Origin of the sequence: Lactococcus sp. S47, from assembly GCF_016517475.1 — a bacterium.
GTDB lineage: Bacteria > Bacillota > Bacilli > Lactobacillales > Streptococcaceae > Lactococcus > Lactococcus lactis.
Genome location: NZ_JACVUB010000003.1, coordinates 162,749 through 181,948 on the forward strand (window position 1 = coordinate 162,749; position 19,200 = coordinate 181,948).

The 19,200-nt window shown below is 36.4% G+C and carries 16 protein-coding genes; 14 read left to right on the forward strand and 2 right to left on the reverse strand.

What is annotated here, in order from left to right; genetic code table 11:
* Positions 1-94 precede the first annotated feature (94 nt).
* The 6 genes from purC (at position 95) to IAE52_RS04650 (ending at position 6,415) form a co-directional block, all read left to right on the forward strand.
* Positions 95-805 (forward strand): phosphoribosylaminoimidazolesuccinocarboxamide synthase, encoded by a 711-nt coding sequence (purC, locus tag IAE52_RS04625; protein WP_010906022.1) that lies wholly within the window; start codon positions 95-97, stop codon positions 803-805.
* A gap of 55 nt (positions 806-860) precedes the next feature.
* Positions 861-1,124, forward strand: a complete 264-nt coding sequence (purS, locus tag IAE52_RS04630; RefSeq protein ID WP_010906021.1) for a phosphoribosylformylglycinamidine synthase subunit PurS — start codon at positions 861-863, stop codon at positions 1,122-1,124.
* The gene (gene purQ, locus IAE52_RS04635) at positions 1,124-1,795 is read left to right on the forward strand and encodes a phosphoribosylformylglycinamidine synthase subunit PurQ (protein ID WP_047206520.1); all 672 of its coding nucleotides are present in this window, start codon (positions 1,124-1,126) and stop codon (positions 1,793-1,795) included. The genes purS and purQ overlap by 1 nt, the downstream gene beginning before the upstream one ends.
* Before the next feature lie 219 nt (positions 1,796-2,014).
* Positions 2,015-4,234 carry a phosphoribosylformylglycinamidine synthase subunit PurL gene (purL, locus tag IAE52_RS04640; protein ID WP_109991082.1) on the forward strand — a complete coding sequence of 740 codons (2,220 nt, stop codon included), beginning with the start codon at positions 2,015-2,017 and terminating at the stop codon, positions 4,232-4,234.
* Positions 4,219-5,682 (forward strand): amidophosphoribosyltransferase, encoded by a 1,464-nt coding sequence (gene purF / locus IAE52_RS04645; protein WP_109991081.1) that lies wholly within the window; start codon positions 4,219-4,221, stop codon positions 5,680-5,682. The genes purL and purF overlap by 16 nt, the downstream gene beginning before the upstream one ends.
* Positions 5,683-5,791: 109 nt before the next feature.
* Positions 5,792-6,415 (forward strand): NAD-dependent epimerase/dehydratase family protein, encoded by a 624-nt coding sequence (locus IAE52_RS04650; RefSeq protein WP_109991080.1) that lies wholly within the window; start codon positions 5,792-5,794, stop codon positions 6,413-6,415.
* Between the two features lie 32 nt (positions 6,416-6,447).
* Here IAE52_RS04650 and IAE52_RS04655 read toward each other — a convergent pair whose 3' ends face one another.
* Complete coding sequence (locus IAE52_RS04655) at positions 6,448-7,788, reverse strand: hypothetical protein (protein ID WP_109991079.1); 1,341 nt, start codon at positions 7,786-7,788, stop codon at positions 6,448-6,450.
* A 233-nt stretch (positions 7,789-8,021) separates the two neighbouring features.
* Between IAE52_RS04655 and clpB the strand changes: the two genes are divergently transcribed.
* The 4 genes from clpB (at position 8,022) to IAE52_RS04675 (ending at position 14,163) form a co-directional block, all read left to right on the forward strand.
* Complete coding sequence (gene clpB / locus IAE52_RS04660; RefSeq protein WP_058203028.1) at positions 8,022-10,625, forward strand: ATP-dependent chaperone ClpB; 2,604 nt, start codon at positions 8,022-8,024, stop codon at positions 10,623-10,625.
* A gap of 182 nt (positions 10,626-10,807) precedes the next feature.
* Positions 10,808-11,830: a phosphoribosylformylglycinamidine cyclo-ligase gene (gene purM / locus IAE52_RS04665; protein WP_171052490.1), complete on the forward strand. Its 1,023-nt coding sequence runs from the start codon at positions 10,808-10,810 to the stop codon at positions 11,828-11,830.
* A gap of 28 nt (positions 11,831-11,858) precedes the next feature.
* Entirely contained in the window at positions 11,859-12,407 is a 549-nt protein-coding gene (gene purN, locus IAE52_RS04670; RefSeq protein WP_109991078.1) for a phosphoribosylglycinamide formyltransferase, read from the forward strand.
* Between the two features lie 166 nt (positions 12,408-12,573).
* Entirely contained in the window at positions 12,574-14,163 is a 1,590-nt protein-coding gene (locus IAE52_RS04675; protein ID WP_023164306.1) for an ABC transporter ATP-binding protein, read from the forward strand.
* A 50-nt stretch (positions 14,164-14,213) separates the two neighbouring features.
* On the opposite strand, the gene IAE52_RS04680 is transcribed toward IAE52_RS04675, so the two are convergent.
* Positions 14,214-14,744, reverse strand: coding sequence for a TetR/AcrR family transcriptional regulator (locus tag IAE52_RS04680; protein ID WP_003130052.1), 531 nt, complete (start codon positions 14,742-14,744; stop codon positions 14,214-14,216).
* Between the two features lie 130 nt (positions 14,745-14,874).
* On the opposite strand from IAE52_RS04680, the gene IAE52_RS04685 reads away from it, so the two are divergent.
* From IAE52_RS04685 to IAE52_RS04700, 4 genes are all read left to right on the forward strand, one after another.
* A complete protein-coding gene (locus IAE52_RS04685; RefSeq protein WP_109991077.1) occupies positions 14,875-15,912 on the forward strand; it encodes an NAD-dependent epimerase/dehydratase family protein in 1,038 nt (345 codons plus the stop codon).
* A gap of 136 nt (positions 15,913-16,048) precedes the next feature.
* Positions 16,049-16,591, forward strand: a complete 543-nt coding sequence (gene hpt / locus IAE52_RS04690) for a hypoxanthine phosphoribosyltransferase (protein ID WP_003130055.1) — start codon at positions 16,049-16,051, stop codon at positions 16,589-16,591.
* 176 nt (positions 16,592-16,767) lie between these two features.
* Positions 16,768-18,324, forward strand: coding sequence for a bifunctional phosphoribosylaminoimidazolecarboxamide formyltransferase/IMP cyclohydrolase (purH, locus tag IAE52_RS04695; RefSeq protein ID WP_109991076.1), 1,557 nt, complete (start codon positions 16,768-16,770; stop codon positions 18,322-18,324).
* A 175-nt stretch (positions 18,325-18,499) separates the two neighbouring features.
* Positions 18,500-19,192: a YjjG family noncanonical pyrimidine nucleotidase gene (locus tag IAE52_RS04700; RefSeq protein ID WP_003130060.1), complete on the forward strand. Its 693-nt coding sequence runs from the start codon at positions 18,500-18,502 to the stop codon at positions 19,190-19,192.
* Positions 19,193-19,200 lie beyond the last annotated feature (8 nt).

Genomic DNA, 19,200 nt, shown 5'->3' on the forward strand with positions numbered 1-19,200 from the left:
AAAGTTCTAGTTTTATCCGCTAGAGCTTTTTTTATTTGGCTCATTAGAATAGAATAAGAAGCATAAAGAATTCCTTAAATGGATGGAGGATATTGTGGAAAAAGAAAAGTTGCTCTATGAAGGAAAAGCTAAGAAACTGTATTTTACTGATGATTCAGAGGTGCTCTGGGTGGAATATTGTGACCAAGCGACTGCATTAAATGGTGCTCGTAAAGAACAGATTACGGGAAAAGGTGCTCTAAATAATCAAATTACGTCATTAATTTTTGAAAAATTAAATGCTGAAGGTTTAGAAACGCATTTCATAGAAAAGTTATCAAAAACCGAACAATTGAATAGAAAAGTTTCAATAATTCCTTTAGAAGTTGTTTTAAGAAATGTTGTTGCTGGTTCTTTTGCCAAACGATTTGGTCTTGAAGAAGGAATTGTTTTACAAGAACCAATTGTTGAGTTTTACTATAAGGATGATGCTTTAGATGACCCATTTATTAATGATGAACATGTTAGATTCCTGAACATTGCAACTTATTCAGAGATTGAATTTTTAAAGAGTGAAACGCGTAAAATCAACGAGATTCTTAAAAAAATCTGGGCTGAGATCGGCTTAACTTTGGTTGATTTCAAACTTGAATTTGGCCGCCTTGCTGACGGAAGAATTATTCTTGCTGATGAAATTTCACCTGATACTTCACGTCTCTGGGATGCGAATGGTCAGCATATGGATAAAGATGTTTTCAGACGTAATATTGGCGATTTAGTTGAAACTTATACTGAAGTTTTGAATTTGTTAGAAAATGCGAAATAAATGAGTTCTAGTTTTTAGGACAGTTCCTCACATCTTATATAGAAAGAATTTTAAAATGACTAAAGTACGTGTTTACGTGGCTTACAAAGCCTCAATTCTCGACCCTCAAGCCCAAGCGATTAAAGCGGCAACTCATAAAATGGGTTATCAAGAAGTTACAGAATTAAATGTTGGAAAATTTTTCGATTTTGAATTTGATGCAGAAGCTGAGATTGCTCGCGCAAAAGCAATTGAAATTGCCAATGAATTGTTGGCAAATCCAAATATGGAAACTTATAAAGTTGAAATTTTGAATGAACAAAGCGAAGGAGCTAATTAATGAAATTTGCAGTCATTCAATTTCCAGGGTCAAATTGTGATTTTGATTTACTTTGGGCAATTCGTGATGTTATGGGAGCTGAGGCAGAATTTGTCTGGCATGATGAGAAGTCGCTTGCAGGTTTTGACGGAGTATTGATTCCAGGGGGCTTTTCATATGGTGATTATTTACGCTGTGGTGCGATTGCATCATTTGCCAATATTATGCCGGAAATCAAACGTTTAGCTAAAGAAGGAAAACCGGTTTTTGGCACTTGCAATGGATTTCAAATTTTGGTTGAATCTGGACTTTTACCGGGTGTATTGATTCGCAATGAGGGTTTGAAATTCGTTTCCAAATGGCAAGCTCTTAAAGTTGAAAATAATCAAAGTAATTTTACGACTGAATATTCCAAGGACGCTTTGATTAATTTACCAATTGCTCACGGTGAGGGTCAATATGTTGCTGACGAAGCTCAGCTTGCTGAACTTAAAGCAAATGGGCAAATTATTTTCACTTATGCTGACGAAAATCCTAATGGGTCAGTTGAAAATATTGCTGGAATTGTCAATAAAGAAGGAAATGTGCTTGGGATGATGCCTCACCCTGAGCGGGCCATGGAAGAACTGCTTGGTGGCGCTGATGGAGTACATTTGTTTGCTTCTGTCTTGAAAAACTTTGTTGGAAAATAAAAAAATTACTGACAGAATTTAGATTTTAAAAAATGAATCTGTCAGTAAATTTGTAATTTGAAATAATTGAATTCAGAGCGCTGAAAGCTTTTAAAGTAGAGAATATACAAGTTGCATTTCTGTTGGAACGTATATTCTTTAGACTACTAATGTAGTAAATTGAGTTGTAGTTTTCTACGTTTTTAAGCAAGCGTTTCTCATATCTTATAGGAGAATAACATGACTTTGGAGATGTCACCAGAACAGATTCAAGAAAGCAAAATTTACCGTGAGTGGGGACTGACGGATGAAGAATATTTGAAAATCAAGAATGAGATTCTTGATGGCCGTTTGCCAAACTTTACGGAAACTGGGATGTATGCCGTGATGTGGTCAGAACATTGCTGCTACAAAAATTCAAAACCTGTCTTAAAAAAATTTCCGACGACTGGGCCACAAGTCTTGATGGGGCCTGGTGAAGGAGCTGGGGTTGTGGATATTGGTGATGATTTAGCGGTTGTTTTCAAAGCTGAATCTCATAATCATCCATCTTACGTTGAACCTTATGAAGGTGCAGCAACTGGTTCTGGTGGTATTATTCGTGATATTTTTTCAATGGGAGCTCGTCCAATTGCAATTTTGGATAGTTTACGTTTTGGGCCAATTGACAATGGAAAAACGCGTCATATTGTGGACCAAGTGACAGCCGGGATTGCGGGATATGGAAACTGTATTGGAATTCCGACGGTTGGTGGCGAAGTAGCCTTTGATGAATCTTACGCTGGAAACCCTTTGGTGAATGTCATGTGTGTGGGTTTGATTGAACATAAACACATACAAAAAGGACAAGCTAAAGGTGTAGGGAATTCTATTTTTTATGTCGGAGCGAAAACAGGACGTGACGGCATTCATGGGGCGTCTTTTGCTTCTAAAGAATTTGGTTCTGGTTCAGAAACACAACGTTCAGCGGTTCAAGTCGGTGACCCATTTATGGAAAAATTATTGCTTGAAGCTTGTATTGAAGTCATTCAAAATCATGGCGATATTTTAGTCGGAATTCAAGATATGGGAGCAGCTGGATTGGTTTCATCTACATCAGAAATGGCTTCAAAAGCTGGGTCAGGTCTGCGTCTTAACTTGGATAATGTGCCTCAGCGTGAAACAGAAATGATTCCTTATGAGATGATGTTGTCTGAGTCACAAGAACGTATGGTGCTTTGTGTCAAAAAAGGACATGAACAAGAAATTATTGATTTATTTAAAAAATACGACCTTGATGCTGTGAATATTGGGCAAGTGACTGATGATGGCTTTTATACGCTTTATCATAAAGGGGAAATGGTGGCTCATGTTCCAGTTGATTCATTGGCGGAAGATGCTCCAACTTATTACCGTGAGGCAAAAGTTCCTGAGCGAATTCAAAAATTTACTGACAGCGAAAAATATCTTCCAGAAATTACAGACAGCGCGGTCAGTGAAATTTTCAAAAAACTTTTAGCTCAACCGACAATTGCTAGCAAGAAATCAATTTATGAAACTTATGATTCGCGCGTGATGACCAACACTGTTGTTGCACCAGGCTCAGATAGCGCAGTTTTACGAGTGCGTGGAACTAACAAAGCACTTGCGATGACAACGGACTGTAACGCTCGCTACCTCTATCTTGATCCAGAAAAAGGAGGAGCAATCGCAGTTGCTGAAGCGGCTCGTAATATCGTGGCCTCTGGTGGAAAACCGCTTGCGATTACTGACTGTTTGAACTTTGGAAATCCGGAAAAACCAGAACAATTTTGGGAATTAACAACGGCGGCTGACGGAATTTCACGTTCTTGTTTGGCTCTTGATACACCGGTTATTTCAGGAAATGTTAGTCTTTACAATGAAACAAACGGTTCAGCTATTTTACCTACGCCGATGATTGGAATGGTTGGTTTGATTGAGAATGTAAAAAATATTACGACTCAAGAATTTAAAAAAGCGGGTGATTTGATTGTACTAGTCGGTCAAACCTTTGATGATTTTTCAGGTTCTGAACTTCAAAAAATGCTGACAGGCGAAATTTCTGGAAGAATTGATTTTGATTTAGAAACTGAAAAATCCAATCAAGACTTTGTTTTAAAAGCAATTACTGACGGATTGGTCAGCTCAGCACATGACTTGGCAGAAGGAGGATTGGCGATTGCTCTAGCTGAATCTGCTTTTGCAAATGGCTTAGGCGTTGATGTGAAAGTTGACTTAACCAATGCCCAATTATTCTCAGAAACGCAAGGTCGCTTTGTACTCTCAATTTCACCAGAAAATCAAGTTGCTTTTGAAAAATTACTGACAGAACGTTCGGTCAGTGGCGAAATAATCGGAAAAGTTACTGACAGCGGAATTTTGGAAATGAATGAACTTTCTATTTCTACTGACGAAGCTGTCAGCATTTATGAAGGAGCCCTCCCATGTCTGATGAAATGACAAGCGCAACATTTACTGAGCAAGAGTGGTCGCACTTTGAAGCGAAGACATTAAATGAAGAATGTGGACTTTTCGGTGTTTGGGGACATCCTGATGCTGCTCGCCTGACCTATTTTGGACTTCATGCTCTCCAACATCGCGGGCAAGAAGGCGCAGGGATTTTGGTCAATAATAATGGGAAACTCAATCGTCATCGTGGTCTGGGTCTGGTCACAGAAGTTTTCCGTGACGAAAAAGATTTGGAAGAGCTGACAGGCTCGTCAGCCATTGGACACGTCCGTTATGCCACGGCTGGTTCAGCAAATATCAATAATATTCAGCCTTTCCAGTTTGAATTTCATGACGGAGCACTTGGACTTGCCCACAATGGAAATTTAACCAACGCCCAATCATTGCGCTGTGAACTTGAAAAATCAGGGGCAATCTTTTCTAGTAATTCAGACACAGAAATTCTCATGCACTTGATTCGCCGTAGTCATCATCCAGAATTTATGGGCAGAGTCAAAGAAGCGCTCAATACGGTCAAAGGTGGCTTTGCCTATCTCATTATGACTGAAAACTCAATTGTCGCAGCCCTTGACCCTAATGGATTTCGACCACTCTCAATCGGAAAAATGAGCAATGGTGCGCTCGTTGTGGCCTCAGAAACCTGTGCTTTTGATGTCGTTGGTGCCACTTGGATTCAAGATGTTCAACCCGGTGAAATCATTGAAATTAATGATGACGGCATTCATGTGGACCAATTTACTGACAGCACCAACATGACCATTTGTTCAATGGAATACATCTATTTTGCCCGTCCTGACAGCAATATCGCTGGAGTTAATGTTCATACTGCCAGAAAACGTTCAGGAAAAATTTTAGCCCAAGAAGCCCAAATTGATGCTGATATTGTCATCGGTGTGCCTAATTCATCACTCAGTGCTGCTTCAGGCTATGCTGAAGAATCTGGCTTGCCTTACGAAATGGGCCTGATTAAAAATCAGTATGTGGCAAGAACATTTATTCAACCGACTCAAGAACTTCGTGAACAAGGCGTTCGCATGAAATTGAGTGCTGTTCGAGGTGTTGTAGAAGGCAAACGTGTCATTATGGTGGATGATAGTATTGTGCGTGGGACAACCAGCCGTCGCATTGTCAAACTCCTCAAAGACGCAGGCGCCGCTGAAGTTCATGTGGCAATCGCCAGTCCCGCTCTCAAATATCCATGTTTTTATGGCATTGATATTCAAGATCGTGACGAACTCATCGCAGCTACACACACGACTGATGAAATCAGAGAAGCTATCGGAGCAGATAGTCTGACCTATCTCAGCCAGACAGGACTTGTCGAGGCGATTGGTCATGATAAACTTTGCTTGTCATATTTTGATGGCGAATATCCAACGCCGCTTTATGATTATGAAGCTGACTATTTGGAATCGTTAGCGGAAAATAGCGTGAAATGAAAAACTAGAGTACTCACTCTAGTTTTTTTAGCTAAATTCTAAAGCGATTATTTTAAATTACTCCTTTTAATATGTTAGGATAAGAAATAAAAGCAAGTGAGGTGAGCAAATGATTATTACAATAGTTGGAGGAACAGGACTAGTTGGCCAAGGTATTTTCAAAGAGCTTGCTCAAGTTGTGGATTATGAATTACACAGTTTATCAAGAAATGGTAAATCTAAAGATAATCTAGTTGAGCCAGTCCTCTATCATTCCGCTAATCTAAATGAAACCGGTGATTGGCAAGAACTTTTACAAAAATCAGATTGGGTGATTGATGCGGTAGGAATTCTATTTCCAAGTAAATCAAAGGGAACAACTTATGAAAAAAATAGTATTCAACCAGCAAAAATAATTATTGATACAATAGTTAACTCAGAAAATCAATGTCTTTTTATTTCGGCAAATGATGGTCCTTTTTTTATGAATGACTATATGAGAGCTAAAAAAGAAGTGGAGGCTTATGGTCAAAAACGTTTGAAATCAAGATTTGTTTCTGTTTTTCCAGGAATTGTCTATGATGCTTCACGAAAAAGCAGTTATTTTCCAGCACGCCTAGTGGAACCACTCATAAAAATTCCGTTTTTTTCTTTCTTAAAAAGTTATCGTCCAATTAAACGAAGTCAATTTGCTAAAGAGATTCATAAAATTATCGAAGGAAAAGAAAGTTCACTGACCTCTCGTATTAAATAAAAAACTCATGTTTAGACATGAGTTTTTCTAATTTACTTTGATTTTTTAAGAAGTGGAACTATTTTTGGATAAATAAGATAGGCGATGATAATTAAGATTATCAATGACGTAGCAATAAGATTCCATGATTTCATTAGTTCAATACTTCGAGCTGTAGGAATAGGAGTTGAAGTAATGACGAACAAGGTCTTGATAGATAAGCCATTTTTCATGATGATGAGTGAACCTAAAAGCATTAACAAAAATTGGTGAAGAATACTTCCGATATTTTGAATGGTATATTTTACCCAGATCCGTTTATCTTCAACGATATTAACAGTACTTTCATAGTCTTGAGTTAAGCTTGAATTTAAACTTCCTTTGAATAAGCTAGTAAGGAATAAACCTAGAGCAAATAGAGGACTAAAAACAATCAAAAGTAAACCTAGAAAAATGCCGATTAAAGAGTAGGTTTTGACATTATTTCCAAGTAAATTTTTGACCTTAGAGGCAAAGACAATTCCTAAAACATAAGGAAGATAAAACTGTAAAAATAAATGCTGATGACCATAAAAACCAGCGACATACAAAGAACAAAAAAGAAATAAATAATTTCCCACTGCCCCATTAATAGCTGTCAAATATGATAATTTACGAGGGATATTTCTTTGAATTTTATTTTTGAAAAAATTCGTAGCGACAATGTAGAGGGTGACCAAAAAGAAAAATCCGAAAATGAAATAATCAAATTCTAAACTATTGGCAAGTAATCGACTTGAACGTAATAGAAAGAGGCAAACAAAAAATAAAGCAAATAAAATAAGATATTTATATGAAGCTTTTTCTAAATCATTTGGATCAACTTTGTAATTGTCCAAATTTCCAACTAATTGGAAGGAGAGAAGATAAACTATTCCATAGAAGACAAAGAACAGGGGATATTTTAGAGAAGGGGATAAGACAAAAGAAAAGCCAAGTGCTAAAAACAAAAGTAAGCTAACTAAGGTTTTTCCTTTGATAAGCTGGTTAGTATTTTTTAGATAATAATTTACCGAAGTGTTTGACATCGGCAACCAAGCTGCACTCACTCCTAAAAGAATTCCGGATAAAGTATAGAAAGGAAAGTAGAAAGAACCCATAAATCCTAACAAGCAACCAAGTAAACCGGCATACAATGAAATTTTTAAAAGACTATAGCTGTTGATTCTTGTTTTTATTCCCCTTATAAAGAATACGCCAGTCATTCTGAAAGTATAAAAGAGCAAAAAAGGAAGGAGGGCAAGAAGCGAGGTTCCTTTTGCAATTTGAATAAAAATCATGAATGGAAGGACAATAATTGTATTACTTAATATTAAGAGGGCAGACTTTCCCATAGAATTTAGTTGTTGGGTCATTTTTCTCCTATCTTTTTTATTTTGACATCTAAATCCATTATAAGGCAAAGTGTATTAAAAAGACAGCTTCACTATGATTAGTACACAAATAATTCATTTAAAAAGTGTAAATAATTTTTTATAAATAACGAATCAAAAAGTTTGACCATTACTGACCAAAGTATTATAATTAGAATGTAGTGAGAAAAAGATAATAATCACTACTAACTATGAAATCGAAATGAGGTGTTTTTATGGACATCGAAAAAATGACAACAACGATGCAAGAAGCACTTGGTTCAGCGCAACAAATTGCGCAAGTTCGTCATCACCAAGTGATTGAAGTTCCACATTTATGGCGAATTTTTGTTCAACCTAATAGTTTTGGGGCGAACTTTTATAAAGATTTAGGGATTGACCTAGATGACTTTACAAATTTAATTGAAAAAGAAATTGACAAAATTAATTCAGTAGAAGGTTCAAATATTACTTATGGTCAAAACCTAAGTCCAGATTTGTTCCAAATATTTACTGAAGCAGACAAAATTGCGCAAAAAATGGGCGATGAATACCTTTCAACTGAGATTATTCTCCTTGCCCTCTTTGAATTAAAACAAAATCCATTGACCAGTTATTTGGTTAGCCATGGACTAACAAAAGCAAAAGCGCAAGCTGCAATTGAAAAATTACGCGGAGGTGATAAAGTGACCAGTCAAAATGCAGAAGAAACATACAAAGCACTTGAAAAATATGGGGTAGATCTCGTTGCTCAAGTTAAATCAGGTAAACAAGATCCTGTCATTGGACGTGATGAAGAAATTCGTGATGTCATTCGAGTGCTTTCTCGTAAAACAAAAAATAACCCCGTTCTTATTGGTGAACCTGGGGTTGGTAAAACAGCCATTGTTGAAGGATTGGCACAAAGGATTGTCAGAAAAGACGTTCCTGAAAATCTGAAAGATAAAACAATCTTTTCACTTGATATGGGTGCCCTGATTGCAGGAGCGAAATATCGTGGTGAATTTGAAGAACGTTTGAAAGCAGTCCTTAATGAAGTGAAAAAATCAGATGGACAAATTATCCTCTTTATTGATGAACTTCATACGATTGTTGGTGCAGGTAAAACAGAAGGTTCAATGGACGCTGGGAACCTTTTAAAACCAATGCTTGCACGTGGTGAACTCCATTTGATTGGGGCAACTACCTTGGATGAATATCGTAAATACATGGAAACAGATAAAGCACTTGAACGTCGTTTCCAAAAGGTATTGGTTACTGAACCTACTGTTGAAGATACAATTTCAATCTTGCGTGGTCTAAAAGAACGTTTTGAAATTCACCATGGAGTGACAATTCATGATAATGCTTTAGTCGCAGCAGCAACCCTTTCAAATCGTTATATTACTGACCGATTTTTACCAGATAAAGCCATTGACTTGGTTGATGAAGCCAGTGCAACAATTCGTGTAGAAATGAATTCACTCCCAACTGAACTTGACCAAGCTAATCGTCGCTTGATGCAATTAGAAATTGAAGAAGCGGCCCTCAAAAAAGAACGAGATGATGCTTCTAAGAAACGTCTTGAAATTATACGTGGTGAAATTGCTGAACTTCGAGAAGAAAATAATCAACTCAAAGCTCAATGGGAAGCTGAGAAAAAAGAAGTGGGCAATATTTCTGAAAAACGAAATGAATTAGAACATGCTCGCCACGAATTGGAAGAAGCTCAAAATGAAGGAAACTTAGAAAAAGCAGCAGCCCTTCGTTATGGTAAAATTCCTGAAATTGAAAAAGAACTCAAAGCTATTGAAGAAAAAGCAAAATCAGATGATTTATCCTTAGTTCAAGAATCAGTCACTGAAGAACAAATCGCTGAAGTTGTTGGACGCATGACAGGTATTCCAATTACCAAATTGGTTGAAGGTGAACGTGAAAAATTGCTTCACTTACCAGAAACACTGCATCAAAGGGTCGTTGGACAAGATGAAGCTGTTGAAGCCGTATCTGATGCCATTATTCGTGCGCGTGCAGGAATTCAAGACCCTAACCGTCCACTTGGCTCATTCCTCTTCCTCGGTCCAACTGGGGTAGGTAAGACCGAGCTCGCGAAAGCTTTGGCTGAAAATCTCTTTGATTCAGAAGAACATATGGTTCGGATTGACATGAGTGAATATATGGAAAAACACTCTGTCTCTCGTTTAGTTGGAGCACCTCCAGGATATGTCGGTTACGATGAAGGAGGCCAATTGACTGAAGCCGTTCGTCGTAATCCTTATACAATCATCTTGCTTGATGAAATCGAAAAAGCACATCCAGATGTCTTCAATATCTTGTTGCAAGTTTTGGATGACGGCCGTTTGACTGACTCTAAAGGTGTTCTCGTTGACTTTAAGAACACAGTGTTGATTATGACTTCAAATGTCGGTTCTCAATATTTGCTTGATAATGTTGGAGAAAATGGTGAAATTTCGGAAGAAACAACTGAAAACGTGATGGCTCAACTTCGGGCACATTTCAAACCAGAATTTCTAAATCGAATTGATGATACCATTCTTTTCAAACCATTGGCACTTGAGGATATTAAGAATATTATCGTTAAAATGACTAGCCAACTTTCACATCGTCTTGAAGAAATGGATGTTCAACTTGAGTTGAGTGAAGAAGTAAAAGTTTGGATTGCCGAAAATGCTTATGAACCATCTTATGGTGCACGTCCACTCAAACGTTATTTGACAAAAGTCATCGAAAATCCATTAGCTAAGCTGATTATCGGCGGAAAAATTCCACCAAAATCAAAAGTTATTGTAACGCTTGTAGATAACAAGATTGACTTTGATATTCAAACGATTGCTGAATAAATAGAAAAAAACCGTTAGCTGATGCTGGCGGTTTTTTATATTTGATAGACAATTACAGTTGAAATGATTTGTTATTTCCGAACGATTCAATCGAAAAGTTTCAGTACTACCCGCTGGAACTTTTTTTATGTTTGAAAATCATTTAACATGGAAGTAGAATAAAATATATCAGAAAATGGAGAATGACAGTGTCTGAGAATGCGTATGCAAAATCTGGGGTAGATGTAGAAGCAGGATATGAGGTGGTTTCTCGTATTAAGAAGCATGTGGCTAAAACCGAACGTTTGGGTGTGCTTGGGGCACTGGGTGGTTTTGGTGGAAGTTTTGATTTATCTGTGCTTGATGTGAAAGAGCCTGTATTGATTTCGGGGACAGATGGTGTGGGAACTAAATTGATGTTAGCCATTCAAGCAGACAAACATGACACGATTGGGATTGATTGCGTAGCCATGTGCGTCAATGATATTATTGCTGCTGGGGCTGAACCACTGTATTTTTTGGATTATATTGCCACAGGGAAAAATATTCCTGAAAAATTGGAGCAAGTTGTGGCTGGAGTGGCCGAAGGTTGCTTGCAAGCAGGAGCAGCGCTGATTGGTGGAGAAACAGCTGAAATGCCCGGAATGTATGATGAAGATGATTACGATTTAGCTGGTTTTGCTGTGGGTGTGGCTGAAAAATCACAATTAATTGATGGCGAAAAAGATGTGGAAGCGGGCGATGTTTTGCTTGGTCTTGCCTCATCTGGGATTCATTCTAACGGATACTCTTTGGTTCGGAAAGTTTTTTCTGACTTTGATTTGAATGAATCGTTGCCTGAACTTGACCAATCTTTGATTGATACTCTTTTAACTCCGACAAAAATCTATGTCAAAGAGCTTTTACCCTTGATTAAACAAAATAAAATAAAAGGGATTGCTCATATTACAGGCGGAGGATTCCATGAGAATTTACCAAGAATGTTCGGAAATAGCTTGTCAGCTGAAATTGTTGAAGGTTCTTGGAATATTTTACCAATTTTCAAAGCTCTTGAAAAATATGGGGATATCAAACATGAAGAAATGTATGAAATTTTCAATATGGGAATTGGAATGGTAATCGCTGTTGCTCCTGAAAATGCCGAAACTCTCAAAAAAGAGTTGAATGCATTTGAAATTGGTAAAATGGTCAAAAGACAAGATTCAGCAGTAGTGATTAAAAAATAAATTTTTTTCATTGAGAATAGGGGATAGCATGAAAATTGCAGTATTTGCATCAGGAAATGGCTCAAACTTTCAAATACTAGCTGAACAATTTCCAGACCAAGTGAAATTTGTTTTTTCAGACCATCATGATGCTTATGTACTTGAACGTGCTGAGCGATTAGGGGTGGCAAAGGCAAGTTTGGAGTTAAAAGAATTTTCTTCAAAAGTGGATTATGAAAAGGCCTTGGTGGAAATTTTAAAAGATCAAGAAATTGATTTAATTCTCTTGGCGGGCTACATGAAAATTATTGGTGCGACGGTGTTATCAAAATATAAAGGAAAGATAATTAATGTTCACCCTTCTTATCTTCCGGATTTTGCCGGTTCACCTCATGCGATTGAAGAATCACATGAGGCAAAAAAGGGGTTGGGAATCAGTATTCATTATGTTGATGAGGGTGTTGATACTGGGGAATTGATTGCTCAAATCTCGCTCGCTTATCACGAAGATTTAGAAGTCTATGAGCGTTCTGTTCATGAAGCAGAGCACAAGCTCTATCCAGAAGTCGTTCGCCAAATTATACTTCATCAGCAATGATGAAGTTTTTTTCTTACGTTTTAGCTTAATAAAAATAAGAGAAAATTTTCAGTTCTTTTAAGAAAATAAAACATCTAAAATACTTTTGTAAGCGCTATTTACTTTTGAAATTTAAATGCTAAAATGTAGTGGTAACATAATCTTAAGTAAAATAAGAGAAGGAAAAATGGTAAAGTATCTTAAAGAATTCAAATTTGAAAATTTTATGGTTTTCTTACTTATCACGATTGATATTGCTCTTGCGGTCTTGAGTTCGGTCTTTTTAGCAAATGTGCTCAATTCTTTGATTGCAAAAGAGATGAATCAATTTTTCTTATGGTTAGCTATTGATATTATCCTTTGGATGGTCGATAGTTTTGTTCAAGGAGCGCGTGATGTTTGGAAAGAAATTGCCATACAAAAACAGCTTAATGCCGTACGCCGGGATATCATTGAGCCTCTGACGGAAATTTCTTATTCTGATTTTGAAAAAAATAGTAAGGAAGATTATAATTCGTGGTTAAATAATGATACAAAACTACTTTATGATAATGGTTTCCACCAGATTTATTTTGTTTATACGGGAATTGTTGCGATGCTATTCTCAGGAATTGCTATTATCTTTTTCCACTGGGTATTGCTTTTGACAACCCTTTTGGTTGGAGCACTTTTGTTCTATTTTCCAAAAATGTTTAAACAATCAGTGGAACGAGATACGGAACAAGTGTCGGAGCTTGCAAATGATGCCTTAGCGACATCTACGGATTACTTGCGTGGTTATGAAGTGCTTTATCATAATAAACAATTGGGTCTTATGCAAGAGCGAACCATGGGGAAATTTAATCAATTAGCTACGGCGAATGTGAAATTAATTTTTACTCGTGCTTGGATGCAGTATTCTTTATTAGGGACAAGTATGTTAGGGCAGTTTTTGATTTTAGCTGTTGCTGGTTTTCTTATCATGAATGGGCAAATTGGCATTGGTGTTGTCATGAGTGTCGGAAATTTGTCAGGAACAGTAACTAATTACTCAAAAAGTGTAGCAAATAGTTTAATATTGCTCAATGCAACTGGAAAGCTGCTAGAGAAATATGGAAAAATTACTGACGAATCAAAAGTTACTGACGGAGAAGAAGTGACAGCTTTTGAAAGTAAATTAGAATTAAAAAATCTGGCAGTTGCATTTCCTGATGGGCAAAAAATTGAGTATCCAGAAATTGTCATTGAAAAAGGAAAAAAATACGCGATTATTGGCGATAGTGGAAGTGGAAAATCAACCTTGATTAATTTGTTGGTTGGGAATAAGCAAGACTATGAAGGAGAAATTTTATTAGACGGGAAAGATTATAAAGGAATTAATCGAAAATCTTTGCCTCATGTTATGAGTGTGATTATGCAATTTCCCTATCTTTTTAAGGAAACAGTAGAAGAAAATTTGACTTTAGGGCGTAAAATTTCGCCAGATATCTTTGATAAGTCGATTAGAATTGCTTGTGCTGATGACTTTGTATTTAATAAACTTGATACGGTTTATGATAAAAATTTATCAGGAGGTCAGCAAGAAAGATTATCTGTTGCTAGAGAATTAATGGGCAGTAAGCCAATTTTAGTGATGGATGAAAGTACGGCGAGTGTTGACAAAAAAACAGCTCTAGCTGTAGAAAAAAATATTTTAGAAAATCCTGATTTGACGGTGATTATGATTACACACCATCTATATGATGAAACTCAAAGTTATTTGGATGAGGTGATTCATTTAGGACAGGAAATTGCTTAAAAAATAAATTTATATTAAAAAGACACGTGCAAGTGTCTTTTTATTTTTACTTAAATTGTAACAATTTTTCTAATGAGTTCATGTATTTCTTCAATTGACTTATCTTGACCGTTCATTAACCATTTACGCCAAAGAGCATAAACTCCATTTGCGACAAAAGTAATGAAATATTCGTCATTTGTCTTTTCATAAAATTTCTCAATTTCTTCAATATAAATCTGACGAATAATTGGTTCGTAACCTTGACTTTCAGAAAGGAAGAGGTCATCTTTAAATTCTTCAAAGAATTTTAATTGGTTTTCAATTTTTGAACTGGCAGAAACATTCTGACGAATGATTTCAAAACTTTGAGAAATTTGAGGCTGATAGTATTGATAAATGACCTGGTCAATGGACTCAAAGTTACGATAAAAAGCCATTCTGCTAACTCCGGCTCTCTTACAAACGTTTGAAACGGTGAGTTGAGCAAGATTTTTCGGTTTTTCAAATGTTTTTTGAATTCCTAATAGTTGCAAAATTGCTGTAGTAATAAAATCTTTTGTATCGTTTTTGATAGTTTGGGAATAGTTTGTCGCTGCCATTACACTTCTCCTGATTGTGTCACACAAGCTTTTCAAAGGCTTGTATTTTTTACACTTCTATCGTACAATAATTTTACATAAGTTTCAAGTGTAACAGATGTGAATTAAGAAAAATAGAGGAAAAAATTAAATGACAAATACAAATAAAAAAACAATTCTTGTAACAGGTGGTTCTGGATATATTGCTATGTTTATCATGATTGCTTTATTGAAAAAAGGCTATCGAGTACGGGCGACATTGCGGACGATGTCTCGACAAGAAGAAGTGAAAAAAATGATGGCACAAGGCGGAATTTCAGATTTTACAGATTTAGATTTTGTCCAAACTGATTTGACAAAAGAAGAAGGATGGAGTCAAGCCATGACTGGTATTGATTCTGTGATTCATGTGGCTTCACCAACACCTTTGCAACGTCCTGACGCTGATGATTTAATGGTGAAAATGGCTGTAGATGGAGTGAAGTTTGTGATGAAAGCAGCCAAGAAAGCAGGAGTTAAACGAGTGGTTTTGACCTCAGCATCGGGAGCAGTTTTAGCGGGGCATAAGGATCATCCAGAAATCTTCACAGAGAAAGATTGGACAAATCTTGACGCTCCAATTAATGCCTATCAACGTTCTAAAACGATGGCGGAAATGGAGTTTTGGAAACTTGCAGAAGCTTATGGTATTGAAGGAGCATCGGTTTTACCTACAGCTGTTATGGGTCCAATTCTTGGAAATGATTTTTCACATTCTAGTGCGGCTATAAAAAATATGTTTGAAGGTAAAATGCCCAGACTTTTAAATTTAGCATTTGATTATGTTGACGTTCGTGATGTTGCTGATTTACATTTGCTAGCTCTTGAAAAAAATGAAGCGATTGGTCAGCGTTTCATTGCAACTTCAGGCCAAAATATTACTTACAAAAAGCAAGCTGAGTTTTTGAAAAAGGAATTTGGTACAAAAGCTAAAAAAGTATCTACTCAGGTAATTCCCGATTTTTTAGTCAAAATTTTAGCTCGATTTGATAAAAGTTTGGCGATGCCAGCTACATTTTTGGGGCAAAACACAGCTTGTTCAAATGAAAAATCAGTTAAACTTTTAGGCTGGAAACTACGTTCAGGTGAAGCAGCGATTATTCAAACGGCACAAACGATGTTGGATTTGGGAGTTATTAAAGTTGATTAAGAAAATTATAGTTTTGAAAATTTTCTATTTCCGAACGTTGTAAGCTAAAAAAGACCAAAGTCAGACTTCTGGTCTTTTTCTTCTCTCTAAAAAAGTCTAAAATAGAAACATATTGTGAAAAAAATTGGAGAGAAAAATGCATCCACATTTAAAAGAAGTTTTATTTACCAGAGAACAAATTGCCGAACGTGTCAAAGAGCTTGCGGAAGTTGTTTCACGCGATTATGAAGGAAAAAATCCACTTGTTGTTGGAATATTAAAAGGGTCAATCATGTTTACGGTTGATTTGCTTAAAGAATTATCAATTGATGCTGAAGTTGATTTTATGGATGTTACCAGTTATGGTTATGGGATTTCATCATCTGGGGAAGTTAGAATTTTGAAAGATTTATCAACCGTGGCTCATGGACGTGATATTTTGATTGTTGAAGATATCATTGACACTGGAAATACTCTGCTCTATCTTAAAAAATTGCTGACAGGACGTCAAGCACATTCAGTAAAAATTATCTCCTTATTAGATAAACCAAGTGGTCGTAAAGTTGATATTGACGCTGATTATGTTGGCTTTGAAGTACCAGATGCCTTTATTGTGGGCTATGGAATTGATTATGCGGAACGTTACCGTCAGTTGCCATATATTGGAATTTTCAATGAAGAGTTTTTAATTAAAGACTAAAAGTAATTTCCGAACAATTATAATAAAAAAAGCCCAGTTTTAAAACTGGTGCTTTTTATTTCCAAACGATAAATGTAAAATAAAGACATGATAAATATTTACTGACAGTTCTGTCAGTTCTTTTATAAGAAAAAATATTACTGACAGAATTGTCAGCAGAAAACTTGGAGGAAATCATGTCAAAACGTGCACTTATCAGTGTTTCAGACAAAGAAGGTATTGTAAAATTTGCTAAGGAAATTCGAGAATTAGGTTGGGAAATTATCTCAACGGGTGGAACGAAAGCCGTTCTGGACCAAGAAGAAATTCCGAATATTGCAATTGATGAAGTAACAGGATTTCCAGAAATGATGGATGGGCGCCTTAAAACATTGCATCCACTAATTCATGGAGCCCTTCTTGGACGTAGAGACTTGAAAAGTCACATGAAATCAATGACAGAACATCATATTTCTCCAATTGATTTGGTTGTTGTAAACTTATATCCTTTCAAAGAAACTTTGCTTGCTGGGGGCAGTCAAGCAGAAATGATTGAGAAGATTGATATTGGTGGTCCTTCAATGTTGCGTTCAGCAGCTAAAAACCATGCGTCAGTCACAGTCGTTTGTGACCCAAATGATTATGAAAAAGTACTGACAGAGCTGTCAGTAAAAGGCGAAACAAGTTTAAGTTTTCGTCAGCAACTTGCAGCAAAAGTATTTCGCCACACTGCAAGTTATGATGCTTTAATTGCACAATATTTGACAGAAGAATTTCCGGTAGAAAATGTAAAACCAGAAAAATTAACCTTGACTTACGACCTTAAACAAGGAATGCGTTATGGTGAAAATCCGCAACAAAATGCAGATTTTTATGAGTCAGGAATACCTACGACTTATTCAATTGCCCAAAGTAAGCAAATTCATGGTAAAGAACTAAGCTATAACAATGTTCGTGATGCAGATGCTGCTTTACAAATTGCAAGAGATTTTGAAGAACCAACAGTTGTAGCCCTCAAACATATGAATCCATGTGGGATTGGAACAGCAACGGATATCGAAAAAGCTTGGGATTATGCCTATGAAGCAGACCCAGTTTCAATTTTCGGTGGAATTATCGTTTTAAATCGAGAAGTAACTTTGGCAACTGCGCAAAAAATGAGTAAGATTTTCCTTGAAATTATTATCGCACCTTCTTATAGCAAAGAAGCCTTGGAAATTTTAAGTAAAAAGAAAAATATTCGACTTTTAACCGTTGATTTTTCTAAAAAAGAAGCCTCAGAAAAAGAAGCGCTTGTAACAGGGGTTCTTGGAGGACTACTTGTTCAAAATCAAGATGTCATTGTTGAAAATCCAAAAGAATGGACAGTGGCGACTAAAGTTCAACCAACTGATAGACAAATGGAGGCCATGGAGTTTGCTTGGAAAGCAGTTAAGTTTGTCAAATCAAATGGGATTATTGTGACCAATGACCACCAGACGCTTGGTGTTGGTCCTGGCCAAACTAACCGTGTGGGCTCAGTAAAAATTGCCTTAGAGGCAACCGCAGATAAATCAGTAGAACTTCAAGAAAATGCGGTTCTTGGTTCGGATGCCTTTTTCCCATTTGCTGACAATATCGATGAAATTGCTAAGGCAGGAATTAAAGCAATCGTTCAACCAGGTGGCTCTGTACGTGACCAAGAAGTGATCGATGCCTGTGATAAATATGGAATTGCGATGGTCTTCACAGGACTTCGTCATTTTAGACATTAATAAAAAGTCTACCTTTAGGGTAGATTTTTTCTCTAATTTAATATTAAAATTTCTATTGTAAAATCATCTGTCTATTGTCATTGAAAAAATTTTCAAGTTTCAGAACATTCATCTTTATCTCCTTTTCTGATATAATGTAGGGAATGCAAAGAATACATTTAGCAAAGGAAAAGAAATGACTGTACTACTTTTTGATATTGATAACACCTTACTTGATTTTGATAAAGCAGAATATGATGCTTTGGGAAAAATTTTTACCCACTATCAAATTGAAGATAATCAGGAAAATCGTGCGACTTACTCTCGTGAAAACAAAGCGCTTTGGCGTTTACACGAATCAGAAAAACTTTCACGTGAAGAACTTCTATCTACTCGATTTGACCATGCTTTTAGAGCTTTAAATGTGTCAGTAAATTATAATCCAGTTGCTGTTGATGATGAATATCAACTTTACTTATCACAAGGGCATGAGTTGATTAATCATGCCAAAGAATTACTGACAGAGCTGTCAGAAAAAGAGGCAGAAATGTATGTGGTTAGTAATGGAACTTCACGTGTTTCTCGTCCACGAATATTTGAGTCTGGAATTTCTGATCACTTTAGAGAAATCTTTATTAGTGAAGAAGTGGGTCATCATAAGCCTTCACTTGCTTTCTTCGATTATGTCTTTGACCACATTGAAGCGGCCAATCAAAAGGAATTTACAATCGTTGGCGACTCCCTAGCAACTGATATTTTAGGAGGGAATAGAGCTGGAATAAAGACAATTTGGTATAATCCAAAACAATTGGAAGTTAGTGGAGAAGCACAACCAGATGTGCAAATCCAAGACCTATTAGAAATTCCAGCTTTGGTTAAAAATTGGTAATAAAAAAC